Annotated in this window: 16 protein-coding genes; 14 read left to right on the top strand and 2 right to left on the bottom strand. The window is 71.9% G+C overall.

What is annotated here, in order from left to right:
• Positions 1-16: 16 nt before the first annotated feature.
• Positions 17-1,372: a replication-associated recombination protein A gene (locus HW130_RS31630; RefSeq protein ID WP_177153205.1), complete on the top strand. Its 1,356-nt coding sequence runs from the start codon at positions 17-19 to the stop codon at positions 1,370-1,372.
• A gap of 13 nt (positions 1,373-1,385) precedes the next feature.
• Here the strand turns inward: HW130_RS31630 and HW130_RS31625 are convergent, their stop codons facing one another.
• Positions 1,386-2,081: a DUF2470 domain-containing protein gene (locus HW130_RS31625; RefSeq protein WP_177153204.1), complete on the bottom strand. Its 696-nt coding sequence runs from the start codon at positions 2,079-2,081 to the stop codon at positions 1,386-1,388.
• A gap of 188 nt (positions 2,082-2,269) precedes the next feature.
• Between HW130_RS31625 and rpsD the strand changes: the two genes are divergently transcribed.
• Positions 2,270-2,884: a 30S ribosomal protein S4 gene (gene rpsD, locus HW130_RS31620; RefSeq protein ID WP_177153203.1), complete on the top strand. Its 615-nt coding sequence runs from the start codon at positions 2,270-2,272 to the stop codon at positions 2,882-2,884.
• Between the two features lie 46 nt (positions 2,885-2,930).
• Here rpsD and HW130_RS31615 read toward each other — a convergent pair whose 3' ends face one another.
• Positions 2,931-5,120, bottom strand: a complete 2,190-nt coding sequence (locus tag HW130_RS31615) for an AAA family ATPase (protein ID WP_177153202.1) — start codon at positions 5,118-5,120, stop codon at positions 2,931-2,933.
• Between the two features lie 157 nt (positions 5,121-5,277).
• Between HW130_RS31615 and HW130_RS31610 the strand changes: the two genes are divergently transcribed.
• From HW130_RS31610 to HW130_RS31555, 12 genes are all read left to right on the top strand, one after another.
• The gene (locus HW130_RS31610) at positions 5,278-5,709 is read left to right on the top strand and encodes a DUF948 domain-containing protein (protein ID WP_177153201.1); all 432 of its coding nucleotides are present in this window, start codon (positions 5,278-5,280) and stop codon (positions 5,707-5,709) included.
• A 6-nt stretch (positions 5,710-5,715) separates the two neighbouring features.
• On the top strand, positions 5,716-6,111 hold the full coding sequence (locus tag HW130_RS31605) for a hypothetical protein (RefSeq protein WP_177153200.1): 396 nt from the start codon (positions 5,716-5,718) through the stop codon (positions 6,109-6,111).
• Positions 6,111-8,780: an alanine--tRNA ligase gene (alaS, locus tag HW130_RS31600; protein WP_177153199.1), complete on the top strand. Its 2,670-nt coding sequence runs from the start codon at positions 6,111-6,113 to the stop codon at positions 8,778-8,780. The genes HW130_RS31605 and alaS overlap by 1 nt, the downstream gene beginning before the upstream one ends.
• Entirely contained in the window at positions 8,780-9,250 is a 471-nt protein-coding gene (gene ruvX, locus HW130_RS31595; RefSeq protein ID WP_177153198.1) for a Holliday junction resolvase RuvX, read from the top strand. The genes alaS and ruvX overlap by 1 nt, the downstream gene beginning before the upstream one ends.
• A gap of 101 nt (positions 9,251-9,351) precedes the next feature.
• Positions 9,352-11,028, top strand: a complete 1,677-nt coding sequence (mltG, locus tag HW130_RS31590; protein ID WP_177153197.1) for an endolytic transglycosylase MltG — start codon at positions 9,352-9,354, stop codon at positions 11,026-11,028.
• A complete protein-coding gene (locus tag HW130_RS31585) occupies positions 11,018-11,854 on the top strand; it encodes a shikimate dehydrogenase (RefSeq protein ID WP_177153196.1) in 837 nt (278 codons plus the stop codon). The genes mltG and HW130_RS31585 overlap by 11 nt, the downstream gene beginning before the upstream one ends.
• A 51-nt stretch (positions 11,855-11,905) precedes the next feature.
• Positions 11,906-12,379, top strand: coding sequence for a hypothetical protein (locus HW130_RS31580; protein ID WP_256356468.1), 474 nt, complete (start codon positions 11,906-11,908; stop codon positions 12,377-12,379).
• A 174-nt stretch (positions 12,380-12,553) separates the two neighbouring features.
• Positions 12,554-13,738 carry a chorismate synthase gene (gene aroC / locus HW130_RS31575; RefSeq protein WP_177153195.1) on the top strand — a complete coding sequence of 395 codons (1,185 nt, stop codon included), beginning with the start codon at positions 12,554-12,556 and terminating at the stop codon, positions 13,736-13,738.
• Positions 13,739-13,767: 29 nt separating this feature from the next.
• A complete protein-coding gene (locus HW130_RS36415; RefSeq protein ID WP_177153230.1) occupies positions 13,768-14,334 on the top strand; it encodes a shikimate kinase in 567 nt (188 codons plus the stop codon).
• Positions 14,331-15,425, top strand: coding sequence for a 3-dehydroquinate synthase (gene aroB, locus HW130_RS31565; RefSeq protein ID WP_177153194.1), 1,095 nt, complete (start codon positions 14,331-14,333; stop codon positions 15,423-15,425). Before HW130_RS36415 ends, aroB begins: the two co-directional genes overlap by 4 nt.
• Complete coding sequence (gene aroQ / locus HW130_RS31560; RefSeq protein ID WP_177153193.1) at positions 15,422-15,862, top strand: type II 3-dehydroquinate dehydratase; 441 nt, start codon at positions 15,422-15,424, stop codon at positions 15,860-15,862. Before aroB ends, aroQ begins: the two co-directional genes overlap by 4 nt.
• A gap of 135 nt (positions 15,863-15,997) precedes the next feature.
• Positions 15,998-16,864, top strand: a complete 867-nt coding sequence (locus HW130_RS31555; protein ID WP_177153192.1) for a Pro-rich N-terminal domain-containing protein — start codon at positions 15,998-16,000, stop codon at positions 16,862-16,864.
• Positions 16,865-16,989 lie beyond the last annotated feature (125 nt).

The raw sequence follows: 16,989 nt of genomic DNA, 5'->3' as shown, positions 1-16,989 counted from the left end.
ACATAGGCTTCACAACGTGGAGCCCGACCTGTTTACCGCCGCAGCCGAAGAACGCCAGGAGAAGGACCCGACCAGCACCCCCCTGGCGGTCCGGATGCGCCCGCGCACCCTGGACGAGGTGGTCGGCCAGCAGCATCTGCTGAAGCCCGGATCACCGCTGCGCAGGCTCGTCGGCGAGGGCGGCTCGGGCCCGGCGGGCGCCTCCTCGGTGATCCTCTGGGGACCGCCCGGCACCGGCAAGACCACCCTCGCGTACGTCGTCTCCAAGGCGACCAACAAGCGCTTCGTCGAACTGTCCGCCATCACCGCGGGCGTCAAGGAGGTCCGGGCGGTCATCGACGGCGCCCGCCGGGCCGCGGGCGGGTTCGGCAAGGAGACCGTCCTCTTCCTCGACGAGATCCACCGCTTCTCCAAGGCCCAGCAGGACTCCCTGCTCCCCGCCGTGGAGAACCGCTGGGTGACCCTGATCGCGGCCACCACGGAGAACCCGTACTTCTCCGTGATCTCCCCGCTGCTCTCCCGCTCCCTGCTGCTCACCCTGGAGCCGCTCACCGACGACGACATCGCCGCCCTGCTGGAGCGCGCGCTCACCGAGGAGCGCGGGCTCGGCGGCGCGCTCACCCTCCAGGGGGACGCGAGGGCGCACCTGCTGCGCATCGCGGGAGGCGACGCCCGGCGGGCCCTGACCGCCCTGGAGGCGGCGGCCGGCGCGGCCATCGACAAGGGCGAGGAGGAGATCACCCTCGAGACCGTCGAGGAGACCGTCGACCGCGCCGCCGTGAAGTACGACCGCGACGGGGACCAGCACTACGACGTCGCCAGCGCGCTGATCAAGTCGATTCGCGGTTCGGACGTGGACGCCGCGCTGCACTATCTGGCCCGCATGATCGAGGCGGGGGAGGACCCCCGGTTCATCGCCCGCCGGCTGATGATCTCGGCCAGCGAGGACATCGGTCTCGCCGACCCCACAGCTCTGCCGACCGCCGTGGCGGCCGCCCAGGCCGTCGCCATGATCGGCTTTCCCGAGGCCGCGCTCACCCTCAGCCACGCCACGATCGCCCTGGCACTCGCCCCGAAGTCGAACGCCGCCACGCTCGCCATCCAGGCCGCCCGGCAGGACATCCGCGACGGCCTCGCCGGCCCCGTCCCGCCGCACCTGCGCGACGGCCACTACAAGGGAGCCCAGAAGCTCGGCCACGCCCAGGGCTATGTCTATCCGCACGACGTCGCCGGAGGCATCGCCGCCCAGCAGTACGCGCCGGACGCGGTCCACGGCCGCCGGTACTACGAGCCCACACGCTACGGCGCCGAGGCGCGGTACGCGGACGTGGTGGAGAAGGTGCGCGAGCGGCTGCGCGGGGACGCGAAGTAGCCCGCCGTGCCTGTCAGTGCGCGGTGGCCCCGAAGAGCGTGTGCATCGCGCGCCGCAGCGCGGTGATGTCCCGCACGGGCTCCGGGAAGTCGAAGCGGGCGTCGAACGGCTGCTCCCCGGTGAACCGCACACGCAGTCCGAAGCGGTCCAGGGCCAGCGGCACCGCCTGCCGTCCCCGGCCCGTGGTGTCCGTGCCGCGTTCGCCGAGCAGTCCCGCGAGCGCCTGCACCTGGTCGAAGTGCGCGGCGTGCAGATGCTGGAGCAGTTCGGTCTCGTGGGCCACGAGCGGGTCGGCGGACGCCTGCGCCAGCTCCTCCGCCTCGACGGCGGACGCGCCCCACAGGTCGTCGACGCTCGCCTCACCGACCTCCAGGCGCAGCATCATGGCGCCGGGCTCGGTCGCGAGGCCGGGCGCGCAGGTCAGCCAGCCGGAGACCCAGGCGCGGCCGCGGATACGGTTGGGCACGGCGACCGGCGCGACGTCGGTGATCTCCAGCACGGCCGAGAGCTCGTCGTCCTGCGCGTGGGTCGCGGCCCGGACGACGGGGGAGTCCGCCGGGAAGAGGAGGAACACCTCCCCGTCCGAGCCGAACGCCCTGGCCTCGGGGCTCAGCTGGTCGGGCCGGGCCCCCTCCACTCCGGGAACGAGCAGCACCGCCGAGCATGTACTCTGTACGAGAGTTCGTGTGCGCTCGGCTGCTGACGGCATCCGAGTGATTTCAAGCCCGCTGGGACGCGGCTGACCATGAGCTGATCGGACCTCCGTCACCTCGACGCTCGACGAAGCGTCGGCGTTCTTCGTGCTGTCCGTGATGCGCTTGGTGTTCCCAGGGCGAGACATGCGATCTCCTTGAGTAAGGTGAGCCTAACCTAACCTACAACGGAGGTCTGGAGAACGTGCCTAACCAGTCGCGTCCCAAGGTCAAGAAGTCCCGTGCGCTCGGTATCGCGCTGACGCCGAAGGCCGTCAAGTACTTCGAGGCCCGCCCCTACCCGCCGGGCGAGCACGGCCGTGGCCGCAAGCAGAACTCGGACTACAAGGTCCGTCTGCTCGAGAAGCAGCGTCTGCGCGCCCAGTACGACATCAGCGAGCGCCAGATGGCGCGCGCCTACGACCGCGCCAAGAAGGCCGAGGGCAAGACCGGCGACGCGCTCGTCATCGAGCTCGAGCGCCGCCTCGACGCCCTGGTCCTGCGTTCGGGCATCGCCCGCACCATCTACCAGGCCCGTCAGATGGTCGTCCACGGCCACATCGAGGTCAACGGCGGCAAGGTCGACAAGCCGTCCTTCCGTGTCCGTCCCGACGACGTCGTGATGGTCCGCGAGCGCTCCCGCGACAAGGCCCTGTTCCAGGTCGCTCGCGAGGGTGGCTTCGCCGCCGACGGTGAGACCCCGCGCTACCTGCAGGTCAACCTGAAGGCCCTGGCGTTCCGCCTGGACCGTGACCCGCAGCGCAAGGAGATCCCGGTCATCTGCGACGAGCAGCTGGTCGTCGAGTACTACGCCCGCTGATCCTGGGGTCCTCCCAGCGGCAGCCGGCGGAGTAGCTCCCCGCGCCTCAGCCCGCCGCTTCCCCGCCGTTTCCGGTGGGGGAGCCGGCGGGCTCTCGCGTGTGCGGGGCCGCGGGCCGCGCATCGCGCTGCCGCACCGGGAACGGCCGCACGTCCTTGCGAGCCGCCAGCACGCGGCGCACCACCGCGTCCGGTGACAGCGTCCTGCCCTCCGCCACGCACGCCTCGTACCGCTCCGTGCCGAGCAGTCGCCGCGTGCGCTGGTCGCACAGCGCGCGCGGCGCACCGAAATGGCCGGATCCGAACAGGGGCACACCCACCGAGTCCCATATCGGGGCGGTCGCACCCTGGAGCACCGCCGCCTCCGCCGCGTCACCCTCGCTCGCGGTCACCAGCGCGAGCAGCTCCAGCGCCAGCACCAGGCCCACGAGGTCGTGGAACCGGTGGTCGACGGCGATGCACTCCGACAGCAGTGCGCGGGCCCGCGCGTGGTCGTCGGCCGTCCACGCCGCGTAGGCCAGCACGTACAGCGCGTAGGAGCGCGTCCAGCGCTCGCCGTGCTCCTCGCAGACCTCGCGCACCTCCTCGCACACGGCGACGGCCGCCTCCAGCCGGTTCTGGAAGACCAGGGACATGGCCAGCTCGACCCGCCCCATCAGCACGTTGCTGTTCAGCTCGCCCTCGGCGTCGTACGCGGCGAGAGCCGCGCGCAGCAGCTTCTCCGCCCGGGGCATGTCGTCGCCGAGCAGCGCGAGGCACCCCTTGCGGTGCACGGCGTACGCGGCGGCCACCCGGTTCCCCGTGAGCTCGGCGCCCTCCTCGCACTCGTACAGGGCGGCCGCCGCCACGCTGTTGTCGCCCTGGAGGATCGCCACGTAGCCGAGCACCCACAGCGCCTTCAGCCGGCAGTCCACGTGCTCGGTGCCGTGTGCCAGCGACCGCTCCAGCCAGTGCCTGCCCTCGGCCAGGCGGCCGCAGCCCACCCAGGAGAACCAGAGCGTGCCGGCGAGGTACTGGCCCAGATGCGCCTCCTCCGGCCGTTCCAGGCACAGTTCGAGAGCGGTCCGCAGATTGGGCAGCGCACTGTCGGCGCAGGCCGCGACCTCGGCCTGGCGCGGGCCGAACCACTCGAGCTCGCACCAGGTCGCCAGGCCCACGTACCAGTCGCGGTGCCGTCTGCGCAGCCGCTCGTCGTCGCCGAGGGCGGCCAGCCACTCGGCGCCGTACGCGCGGACGGTGTCCAGCATCCGGTACCGGACACCCGCCGGCGTCTCCTCGCGGCCCACCACCGACTGCGCGATGAGCTCGCCCAGCACGTCGAGCACCGTCTCGGCGGGCAGATCCGGACCGCTGCAGATGTACTCCGCCGCCTCCAGGTCGAACTGCCCGGCGAACACCGACAGCCGGGCCCACAGCAGCCGCTCCTCGGGCCGGCACAGCTCATGGCTCCAGCCCACGGCCGTACGCAGGGTCCGGTGGCGCGGCAGGGCGCCGCGGGCGCCCCCGGTCAGCAGCGCGAAACGGTCGTCGAGCCGGTGCAGCAACTGGCCGACGGACAGAACGGGCAGGCGGCCCGCGGCCAGTTCGAGCGCCAGCGGGATCCCGTCGAGGCGCCGGCACAGCTCGCGCACCCGCGGCCGGTCCGCCTCGTCCGGCCGCCACTGGGGCAGCGTGCCCGCGGCCCGGTCGGTGAACAGCGCGGCGGCGTCGTCCTCCGGCATCGGGCCGAGCGGCAGGACGCTCTCGCCGTCCAGGCGCAGCGGCCTGCGGCCCGCGGCGAGCACCTGCACGCCCGGGGCTCGGCGCAGCACCTCGTGCAGGAGCGCGGCGCACTCGTCCACCAGATGCTCGAACCCGTCGACGACGAGCAGGGCCCGCCGGTGCGACAGATGGCCGAGCAGGACCTCACGCGGGGGCCGGCTGGTGTGGTCGGTCAGGGACAGCGACTCCACGAAGGCGTGGGCGACCAGTTCACGGTCACGCAGCAGGGACAGCTCGGTGAGCCAGACGCCGTCCCCGTACCGGATCTGCAGGGCGGCCGCGGCGTGCAGCGCGAGCCGCGACTTGCCGATGCCTCCGGCGCCCACCACCGTCACCAGCCGGGAGCGGTCCAGCGCGCCGCCGAGGGCGGCGAGCTCGTCCGCCCGGCCCACGAAGCGGTTCAGTTCTGCGGGAAGACCGCTCCGAGGGGGCATCCGGTCGCCGGGGGAGGAGCCGGCGCGAGAGGATCGTCGCATAGGGCACGCAGCGTACTGAGCCGTAAGCGCTCCGTACAATCGGAGCCTCGTGGCCACCGCTTGCCGACCGCTAATGCGGTATGGGGTGCCACCCGGGGCGCGATAGGGTCGGGATACGACTTTTCAGGTGCCAGACGACAGCAGAGAGCGGTGCGCAGTGACCGGTGGAGAGGTTGCCGGGATTCTGGTGGCCGTCTTCTGGGCGATCTTGGTCTCCTTCCTGGCCGTGGTGCTGGTGAGGCTGGCGCAGACGCTCAGAGCGACCACCAGACTCGTGGCGGACGTGACCGAACAGGCGGTGCCCCTGCTGGCGGACGCCTCCGCGACCGTGCGCGCCGCGCAGACCCAGCTCGACCGGGTGGACGCCATCGCGAGCGATGTCCAGGAGGTCACCTCCAACGCCTCGGCGCTCTCCACGACCGTCGCGTCGACGTTCGGCGGACCGCTCGTCAAGGTCGCCGCCTTCGGGTACGGCGTACGGCAGGCGCTCAGCCGCAGAGGCGACGACGCCCCGGCACCGGAGACGAGGCGCAGCGTGATCGTCGGCCGGTCCGTGCCCCCCGCGCGACGCAAGAAGCGGAAGGGCTGAGGCACCGTGTTCCGCCGCACGTTCTGGTTCACCGCGGGTGCCGCGGCCGGTGTCTGGGCCACCACCAAGGTCAACCGCAAGCTCAAGCAGCTCACCCCCGAGAGCCTCGCCGCCCAGGCGGCCGACAAGGCGATCGACGCGGGCCACCGTCTCAAGGACATCGCCGTCGACATCCGCGCGCAGATGCTCCGGCGCGAGGCCGAACTGGGCGAGGTCCTGGGACTGAACGCGGCACCCGGCGGTGAACTCCCCGCAGCCGGGCGCCGGGCCGCGATCGAGCCCGACCGGCCCGCACCTGTCACGTACCTGCACAGCAGGACCAAAGACTCGTACCGCACGACCAAGGACACCACCGAAGCCTCGGGCCCCGAGACTTCGTACGACCGGAATGAGGACCACTGATGGAGTCGGCTGAAATCCGCCGCCGCTGGCTGAGCTTCTTCGAGGAGCGCGGGCACACCGTCGTCCCTTCGGCGTCGCTCATCGCGGACGACCCGACTCTGCTGCTGGTGCCCGCGGGCATGGTCCCCTTCAAGCCGTACTTCCTCGGCGAGGTCAAGCCGCCCGCCCCCCGTGTCACCAGCGTGCAGAAGTGCGTGCGCACGCCGGACATCGAAGAGGTCGGCAAGACCACGCGCCACGGCACGTTCTTCCAGATGTGCGGCAACTTCTCCTTCGGCGACTACTTCAAGGAAGGCGCCATCAAGCTCGCCTGGGAGCTGCTCACCAGCCCCCAGGACAAGGGCGGTTACGGCCTGGAGCCGGAGAAGCTCTGGATCACCGTCTACCTGGACGACGACGAGGCCGAGCAGATCTGGCGCGACGTCATCGGCGTGCCCGCCGAGCGCATCCAGCGCCTCGGCAAGAAGGACAACTTCTGGTCCATGGGCGTCCCCGGCCCCTGCGGACCGTGCTCCGAGATCAACTACGACCGCGGTCCGGAGTTCGGCGAGGAGGGCGGCCCGGCCGTCAACGACGAGCGCTACGTGGAGATCTGGAACCTGGTCTTCATGCAGTACGAGCGCGGCGCCGGCGACGGCAAGGAGGACTTCCCGATCCTCGGCGACCTGCCGTCGAAGAACATCGACACCGGCCTCGGCCTCGAACGCCTCGCGATGATCCTGCAGGGCGTGCAGAACATGTACGAGACCGACACCCTGCGCGTCGTCATGGACAGGGCCACCGAGCTGACCGGCGTCCGCTACGGCGCCCACCACGCCTCGGACGTCTCCCTGCGCGTGGTCGCCGACCACATCCGTACGTCCACGATGCTCATCGGCGACGGTGTCACCCCGGGCAACGAGGGCCGCGGCTACGTGCTGCGCCGCATCATGCGCCGCGCCATCCGCAACATGCGGCTGATGGGCGCCACCGGCCCGGTCGTCAAGGACCTGGTCGACGTCGTCATCGAGACGATGGGGCAGCAGTACCCGGAGCTGGGCACCGACCGCAAGCGCATCGAGACCGTCGCCGCCGCCGAGGAGGCCGCCTTCCTCAAGGCCCTCAAGGGCGGCACCAACATCCTCGACACCGCCGTCACCGAGACCAAGGCCGCCGGCGGCACCGTCCTTTCCGGCGACAAGGCGTTCCTGCTCCACGACACCTGGGGCTTCCCGATCGACCTCACTCTCGAGATGGCCGCCGAGCAGGGCCTGAGCGTGGACGAGGACGGCTTCCGCCGTCTGATGAAGGAGCAGCGGGACCGGGCCAAGGCCGACGCCAAGGCCAAGAAGTCCGGCCACGCCGACCTGTCCGCCTACCGCCAGGTCGCCGACCACTCCGGCATCACCGAGTTCACCGGCTACACCTCCACCGAGGGGGAGTCCACCGTCGTCGGCCTGCTCGTCGACGGCGTCTCCTCCCCGGCCGCCTCCGAGGGCGACGAGGTCGAGGTCGTCCTCGACCGCACCCCCTTCTACGCCGAGGGCGGTGGCCAGCTCGCCGACCAGGGCCGGATCAGGATCGACACGGGCGCCGTCATCGAGGTCCGCGACGTCCAGCAGCCCGTCCCGGGCGTCAGCGTCCACAAGGGCGTCGTCCAGGTCGGCGAGGTCACCGTCGGCGCCTCGGCCCACGCCGCCATCGACGTACGCCGCCGCCGCGCCATCGCCCGCGCCCACAGCGCCACGCACCTGACCCACCAGGCGCTGCGCGACGCCCTGGGCCCCACGGCCGCCCAGGCCGGCTCGGAGAACTCCCCGGGCCGCTTCCGCTTCGACTTCGGCTCGCCGAACGCCGTCCCCGGCACGGTCCTCACCGATGTCGAGCAGAAGATCAACGAAGTCCTCGCCCGTGAGCTCGACGTCCACGCCGAGGTCATGAGCATCGACGAGGCCAAGAAGCAGGGAGCCATCGCCGAGTTCGGCGAGAAGTACGGTGAGCGCGTGCGGGTCGTGACCATCGGCGACTTCTCCAAGGAGCTGTGCGGCGGCACGCACGTCCACAACACCGCCCAGCTGGGGCTGGTGAAGCTGCTGGGCGAGTCCTCGATCGGCTCCGGCGTGCGCCGCGTCGAGGCCCTCGTCGGCGTGGACGCGTACAGCTTCCTCGCCAAGGAGCACACGGTCGTCGCCCAGCTCCAGGAGCTCGTCAAGGGCCGCTCCGAGGAGCTGCCGGAGAAGATCGCCGCCATGCTCGGCAAGCTGAAGGACGCCGAGAAGGAGATCGAGAAGTTCCGTGCGGAGAAGGTGCTGGGCGCCGCCGCCGGTCTCGCCGAGGGCGCCAAGGACGTCCGCGGCGTCGCCCTGGTGACCGGCACCGTGCCGGACGGCACCTCCGCCGACGACCTGCGCAAGCTGGTCCTCGACGTCCGCGGCCGCATCCCCGGTGACCGCCCGGCCGTCGTCGCCGTGTTCACCACCTCGGGCGGGCGTCCGCTCACCGTGATCGCCACCAACGAGGCCGCCCGTGAGCGCGGCCTCAAGGCCGGCGACCTGGTCCGCACGGCGGCCAAGACGCTGGGCGGCGGCGGTGGCGGCAAGCCGGACGTCGCCCAGGGCGGCGGCCAGAACCCGGACGCCATCGGCGACGCCGTCGCCGCCGTCGAGCGTCTCGTCGCCGAGACGGCCTGATGACCATGCGCAGAGGACGTCGTCTCGCGATCGACGTCGGGGACGCCCGGATCGGGGTCGCCTCGTGCGACCCCGACGGGCTCCTCGCCACGCCGGTGGAGACCGTGCCGGGACGCGACATCCCGGCCGCCCACCGGCGGCTGCGCCAACTCGTCGAGGAGTACGAGCCGATCGAGGTCGTCGTCGGCCTGCCCCGCTCGCTCAGCGGCGGTGAGGGACCGGCGGCGAAGAAGGTCCGCGGCTTCGCCCAGACACTCGCCCAGGGCATCAAGCCCGTCCCGGTACGACTGGTGGACGAGAGGATGACCACAGTGACGGCCACCCAGGGTCTGCGCGCTTCGGGTGTGAAGTCCAAAAAGGGCAGGTCCGTCATCGATCAGGCTGCCGCTGTGGTGATCCTCCAGAACGCTCTGGAGTCCGAACGGGCGTCCGGTATTGCTCCGGGAGAGGGCATCGAAGTGGTTGTCTGATCGCGATACGGTAACGTTCCGCGCGATGCGGCGTGTTCGAACAGCCGCCGCACACAAGAGAGGCGGATCGTTTCGCGCCGTCTCGCGGCCCTAGGGGATCGATGACTGAGTATGGCCGGGGCCCCGGCTCCGAACCGTGGCATCCCGAGGACCCCTTGTACGGGGACCAGGGATGGGGAGGCCAGGCGGCCGCGGCCGGCCACGCTCCGTACGGCGGCCAGCCGCAGCAGCAGTACCCCCAGCCGCAGCAGCAGTACCCCCAGCCGCAGCAGCAGTACCCCGAGGCGCAGCAGGACGCGTACCAGCAGCAGTACGGCACGCAGCCCGACGCGTACCAGCATCAGTACGGCACGCAGGACCCCTATCGGCAGGCGCATGACCCCTACCAGCAGCCGTACGACGGCGGCTGGGACACCGGGCAGCAGACGGCCATGCCCTACGGCGCCGATCAGGCGGGCGGCCATGGGGGCCATCCCGCCGGCTACGGCAGTGCCCACGAGGCCGACTACTACGGCACGTCCGAGGCGTATCCCCCGCCGCAGCCCCCCGGCCGCCGGCAGCCGGGGCCCGAACCGGCCACCGACTGGGACAACGAGGTGGCGCAGGAGGAGACCCACCCGTTCTTCACCGGCGACGACGGGCGCGGTGACGACGGATACGACGAGGAGCCGCGCGGCGGGGGCCGCGACCGGCGTGGCAAGGGCAAGAAGAAGAGCCGCAACGGTCTGGCCTGCCTGGTGGTCGCGGCGGTCCTCGTCGGCGGCCTCGGCGGCGTCGGCTACGTCGGATACCAGTTGTGGCAGGACCAGTTCGGCGCCCCCGAGGACTACGCGGGCGACGGCAGCGGATCGGTCCAGGTGGAGATCCCGAGGGGCGCCGCCGGTTACGAGATCGGCAACATCCTCAAGGAGGCCGGCGTCGTCAAGAGCGTCGACGCCTTCGTCTCCGCCCAGGAGAAGAACCCGAAGGGCAACACGATCCAGGACGGCGTGTACGTCCTGAAGAAGGAGATGTCGGCGGCGAGCGCCGTGGAGCTCATGCTGAGCCCCGCCAGCCGCAACAACCTGATCATTGCCGAGGGCAGGCGCAACGTCCAGGTCTACGCGGACATAGACAAGCGCCTCGAACTGAAGCCGGGCACCACGCAGGACATCGCCGAGAAGGAGGCCGGGAACCTGGGCCTCCCGGACTGGGCCAGGAACCACCCGGACGTCAAGGACCCGCTCGAAGGCTTCCTCTTCCCGGCCAGCTATCCGGTCGCCAAGGGCGCCAAGCCGGAGGCGGTCCTCAAGAAGATGGTCGCCCGTGCCAACCAGGAGTACGAGAAGGCCGGCCTGGAGGCGAAGGCCAAGGGCCTGGGTCTCAAGAACCCCTGGGAGCTGCTCACGCTCGCCAGCCTGGTCCAGGTCGAGGGCAAGACGCACGACGACTTCCGCAAGATGTCCGAGGTCGTCTACAACCGCCTCAAGCCCACCAACACCGAGACGAACCAACTGCTCCAGTTCGACTCCGCGTTCAATTACCTCAAGGGTCAGAGCAAGATCGACATCTCTGAGGACGAGATCAACAGCAATCAGGACCCTTACAACACGTACACCCAGAAGGGTCTGACGCCCGGGCCGATCAGCAACCCGGGCAACGAGGCGATCGCGGCCGCCCTCAACCCGACGAGTGACGGCTGGATGTACTTCGTCGCCACGGACGGCATGAGCAAGACGGAGTTCGCCAAGACGCACGACGACTTCCTGAAGCTGAAGGACAAGTTCAATGACAGCTAGGCCCGGGGCTCGCCGGGCGGCCGTCCTCGGGTCGCCCATCGCGCACTCCCTGTCCCCGGTGCTGCACCGCGCCGCCTACGCCGAACTCGGCCTCGACGACTGGTCCTACGACCGGTTCGAGGTCGACGAGGCGGCGCTGCCGGCGTTCGTGGAGGGGCTGGACGCGTCCTGGGCGGGCCTGTCGCTGACCATGCCGCTGAAGCGGGCGATCATCCCGCTGCTCGACGGCGTCAGCGACACCGCCGCCTCGGTGGAGGCCGTCAACACGGTCGTGTTCACCGACGACGGCCGTCGCCTCGGCGACAACACCGACATCCCCGGCATGGTCGCCGCACTGCGGGAACGCGGCGTGGAGAAGGTCGAGTCCGCCGCCGTCCTCGGCGCCGGCGCCACCGCCTCCTCCGCGCTCGCCGCGCTCGCGCAGATCTGTGCCGGGCCGGTCACGGCGTACGTGCGCAGCGCGGCCCGTGCCGACGAGATGCGCGGCTGGGGGGAGCGGCTCGGCGTCGGCGTCCGCGTCGCCGACTGGTCCGCCGCCGCCGAGGCGCTGAGCGCTCCGCTGGTCATCGCCACGACCCCTGCCGGCACGACCGACGCCCTCGCGGCCGAGGTGCCGGAGCGGCCGGGCACGCTGTTCGACGTGCTGTACGAGCCGTGGCCCACGGCGCTCGCGGCCGCGTGGTCCGGCAGGGGAGGCGCGGTGGTCGGCGGCCTCGACCTCCTGGTGCACCAGGCGGTGCTCCAGGTCGAGCAGATGACCGGCCGCTCGCCTGCGCCGCTGCGGGCCATGCGTATCGCTGGTGAACGCGCGCTCGGAGCCCGCTAGGATCTGCGCGTTCGATCAGGAGCACGTCAACAGCACAGGGGGAATCCGGCCATGGAAACCGGTCAGCCGCAGGCGTCGATCGCCAAGAACATCTTCGAGGGCATCGTCCAGTTCCTGCCCGACTGGCTGCAGATCCCGATTCTGTGCCTGATCATCCTGCTGGTCGTCCTCGGCTGGGTGTCCTCGATCCGCAAGAAGATCGCGCGGCGCCGTGCGGCGCGCAACCCGCAGCCCGTGCCCACGGCCCCCGGCAGCCAGGGCAGCGGCGCGGACCACCTCGGTCAGTACGCCCCGGCACAGCAGGCCCCGCAGGCCCCGGCGCAGCAGCCCAGCGGCGCCGACTACCTCGGTCAGTACGCCCCGGCACAGCAGGCCCCGCAGGCCCCGGCGCAGCAGCCCAGCGGCGCCGACTACCTCGGTCAGTACGCCCCGGCACAGCAGGCCCCGCAGGCCCCGGCGCAGCAGCCCAGCGGCGCCGACTACCTCGGGTCGTACGCGCCGCAGCAGCGCCGCGACGGCGACTGACGACCCGCTGCCGGCTGTCCACGGGCGTCCGCCAGGTGGACCGGTGGCCGGGAGCCGGGCGCGGACGTGGGAGGATCGAGGGAGGCGGGCCAGGGCCGCGCCTCCCCGGCCCCTGCCGGGAGGTTTCCCCAGGCCGCGCCGTCGCAGTTCCACGCGCGAGCATGAGGAGCACCGTTGAGCAGGTTGCGTTGGCTGACCGCGGGCGAGTCGCACGGACCCGCACTGGTGGCGACGCTGGAGGGTCTTCCCGCCGGTGTGCCGATCACCACCGAGATGGTGGCGGACCACCTCGCCAGGCGGCGCCTCGGCTATGGGCGCGGTGCCCGGATGAAGTTCGAGCGCGACGAGGTGACCTTCCTCGGCGGCGTCCGGCACGGTCTCACCATGGGCTCCCCGGTGGCTGTCATGGTCGGCAACACCGAGTGGCCGAAGTGGGAGAAGGTCATGGCGGCCGATCCCGTCGACCCCGACGAACTCGCCCAGCTGGCGCGCAACGCGCCGCTGACCCGTCCCCGCCCCGGCCACGCCGACCTCGCCGGCATGCAGAAGTACGCGCTCGAGGAGGCCCGGCCGATCCTGGAGCGGGCGAGCGCCCGTGAGACCGCGGCGCGCGTCGCGCTCGGCGCGGTGGCCCGTTCGTACCTCAAGGAGACGACGGGCATCGAGATCGTCTCCCACGTCGTCGAGCTCGCCTCGGCCAAGGCGCCGTACGGCGTCGTCCCGGTCCCCGCCGACGAGGAGCGCCTGGACGCCGACCCCGTCCGCTGCCTGGACGCCGACGCGAGCAAGGCGATGGTCGCGGAGATCGACCAGGCCCACAAGGACGGCGACACCCTCGGCGGCGTCGTCGAGGTCCTCGCGTACGGCGTGCCCGTCGGGCTCGGCTCGCACGTCCACTGGGACCGCCGCCTCGACGCCCGGCTCGCCGCCGCGCTCATGGGCATCCAGGCCATCAAGGGCGTCGAGGTCGGCGACGGCTTCGAGCTCGCCCGGGTGCCCGGCTCCCAGGCGCACGACGAGATCCTGCCCGGCGACGACGGCATCCGCCGCAGCTCCGGCCGTGCCGGCGGTACGGAGGGCGGCATGTCGACCGGCGAGCTGCTGCGCGTCCGGGCCGCGATGAAGCCGATCGCGACCGTACCGCGCGCCCTCAGAACGGTGGACGTCACCACCGGCGAGCCGGCCGCCGCGCACCACCAGCGGTCCGACGTGTGCGCCGTGCCCGCCGCCGGCATCGTCGCCGAGGCCATGGTCTCGCTGGTCCTCGCGGACGCCGTCGCCGAGAAGTTCGGCGGCGACAGCGTCGGCGAGACCCGCCGCAACGTGCAGTCGTACCTCGACAACCTGCACATCCGGTGAGCGCCCCGCTGATCGTCCTCGTCGGGCCGATGGGCTCGGGCAAGTCCACGGTCGGAGAGCTGCTGGCCGGGCTCCTCGGCGTCGGGTTCCGGGACACGGACGCCGACATCGTGGCCGCGCAGGGCCGGGAGATCGCCGACATCTTCGTCGACGAGGGAGAGCCGTACTTCCGCGAGCTGGAGCGCGCGGCCGTCCGCGCCGCGCTCGCCGAGCACACCGGCGTCCTCGCCCTCGGCGGCGGGGCCATCCTCGACGAGGGCACCCGGGAGCTGCTGGCCGGACTTCCCGTCGCCTATCTGTCGATGGACGTCGACGAAGCGGTGCGGCGCGTCGGACTCAACACCGCCCGTCCGCTGCTCGCCGTCAACCCGCGGCGGCGCTGGCGCGAACTCATGGACGAACGCCGCCACTTGTACACCGAGGTGGCCCGTGTCGTCGTCGCGACGGACGACCGCACACCTGACGAGGTCGCCCGCGCGGTCCTCGACGCACTGGAGCCGAACACGGTAATTCCGGGTGACGACACCCCGGACCCCCGGCAGGAGACTGCATCTTCCGGGGGACCATCCCCGGACCCCCGGCAGGAGAAGAAGTGACTGACCAGGCAGTGACGCGTATCCAGGTCGGCGGCACGGCCGGCACCGACCCGTACGAGGTGCTGGTCGGCCGGCAGCTCCTCGGCGAGCTGGGCGGGCTGATCGGGCCCAAGGCGCAGCGCGTGGCCGTCATCCACCCCGAGGCGCTCGCCGAGACCGGTGAGGCACTGCGCGCGGACCTCGCCGACCAGGGCTACGAGGCCGTCGCCATCCAGGTGCCCAACGCGGAGGAGGCCAAGACCGCCGAGGTCGCCGCCTACTGCTGGAAGGCGCTCGGACAGACCGGCTTCACCCGCACCGACGTGATCGTCGGCGTCGGCGGCGGAGCCACGACCGACCTCGCCGGGTTCGTCGCGGCCAGCTGGCTGCGCGGCGTGCGCTGGATCGCCGTGCCCACGACCGTGCTCGCCATGGTGGACGCGGCCGTCGGCGGCAAAACCGGCATCAACACCGCCGAGGGCAAGAACCTCGTCGGCGCCTTCCACCCGCCGGCGGGCGTGCTCTGCGACCTGGCCGCGCTCGACTCACTGCCGGTCAACGACTACGTCAGCGGCATGGCCGAGATCATCAAGGCCGGTTTCATCGCCGACCCGGTGATCCTCGACCTCATCGAGGCCGACCCCGAGGGTGCGCGGACGCCGGAGGGCCCGCACACGCACGAGCTGATCGTCCGCTCCATCCGGGTCAAGGCGGACGTCGTCTCGTCCGACCTCAAGGAATCCGGCCTGCGCGAGATCCTCAACTACGGTCACACGCTCGCCCACGCGATCGAGAAGAACGAGCGCTACAAGTGGCGCCACGGCGCGGCCGTGTCGGTCGGCATGGTCTTCGCCGCCGAACTGGGCCGCCTCGCCGGGCGGCTGGACGACGCCACCGCCGACCGGCACCGCGCCGTCCTCGAGTCCGTCGGGCTCCCGCTGACCTACCGCGGCGACCAGTGGCCCAAGCTGCTGGAGACCATGAAGGTCGACAAGAAGTCCCGTGGCAACCTGCTGCGTTTCATCGTCCTCGACGGCCTCGCCAAGCCGACCGTCCTCGAGGGCCCCGACCCGGCGGTGCTGATGGCCGCGTATGGGGAGGTCTCCGCATGAGCCGCCGGACGCTGGTGCTCAACGGCCCCAACCTCGGCCGCCTGGGCTCCCGCGAGCCGGACGTGTACGGCGCGACGTCGTACGCCGGGCTCGTGGAGACCTGTCAGGCGCTCGGCAAGGAACTCGGTCTCGACGTCGAGGTCCGGGAGACCAACGACGAGGGCGAGATGATCCGCTGGCTCCACGAGGCGGCCGACGGATCGATTCCGGTCGTTCTCAACCCCGGTGCGTTCACGCACTATTCGTACGGGATGCGCGACGCGGCGGCCCAGCGGACCGCGCCGCTGATCGAGGTGCACATCTCCAACCCGTACACCCGCGAGGCCTTCCGGCACACGTCCGTGGTCGCGTCGGTCGCCAGCGGGACCATCGCGGGCTTCGGCATCGGCTCCTACCGGCTCGCGCTGCGCGCGCTGGCCGACGAACTGGACGGCTGACGCCGGGACCGGGCACTTCTCGCCGCCCCCGGCCGTTGTGGCGACAGCGGCCGGGGGCGGTCGCACATCCGAACGGCTCCGGGAGGGTACCGTTCGGTAGATCAGCGTCAGTCGCACGAGACGGAGTGGCACCGGATGCAGCACGCAGTGGGGGCTCCGCTGCCGCCTCACCACCGCCCGGGGCAGGGACCGGCCGCGTGGACACCCAGCGCCCACCACCCGGGTCCGGTCCCCGGCCCTCCCACCGGGCCGCCGCCCCCACCGCCCCCGCCTCCTCCGATGTCCGGCCCCGCGCAGCCGGGGTGGCCCGCCGCGCCGCAGCACCGGTCCGCGCCGCAACACCCGTCCCCGCCGCCGCCCCGTGAGACGACGGGCCACATCCAACTGCCGCCCGGACAGCCCGTCCCGATACCCGACCCGCCTCCGGCGGACATCGGCACGGGGACGGCCATGCTCGCCGTGCTGCTGATCGGCCCCGCCGGCGCGGGCAAGACGACGGTGGCCCGCCACTGGGCGAAGCACCGCCGCGTGCCCACGGCGCACATCAGCCTCGACGACGTCCGCGAGTGGGTCTGCTCCGGCTTCGCCGACCCCCAGGACGGCTGGAACGACAACTCCGAGGCCCAGTACCGCCTCGCCCGCCGCACCTGCGGCTTCGCCGCGCGCAACTTCCTGGCCAACGGGATCTCCTGCATCCTCGACGACGCGGTCTTCCCCGACCGCCCGGTCGTGGGCCTCGGCGGCTGGAAGCGCCATGTGGGCCCCGGCCTGCTGCCGGTGGTGCTGCTGCCGGGCCTGGAGATCGTCCTCGAACGGAACGCTGAGCGCACGGGCAACCGCCGTCTCTCGGACGAGGAGGTCGCGGGCATCCACGGCCGGATGGCGGGCTGGTACGGCTCGGGCCTGCCTATCATCGACAACTCGAAGTACGACGTGGAAACGACGTCCCGCGTCCTGGACGACGTCCTGGCCCGCGCGATCGCCAGCCCCCCGACCTGGTAGCCCCCTCGGGGCTCCGCCCCCGCCCGCCCCGTGCGCGCGCCCCCCTCGGGGCTCGGATCCGAGCCCCGCGCCTGAATCGCCGGCGGGGCCTGGGTTCCGCGTGCTCGCGGGCTTGGGGCTCGGCG

The organism is Streptomyces sp. PKU-EA00015 (assembly GCF_013387495.1).
Lineage (GTDB): Bacteria > Actinomycetota > Actinomycetes > Streptomycetales > Streptomycetaceae > Streptomyces.
Note: the sequence above shows the minus strand (reverse complement) of the source record. Positions and strands in the feature narration are given on the sequence as shown.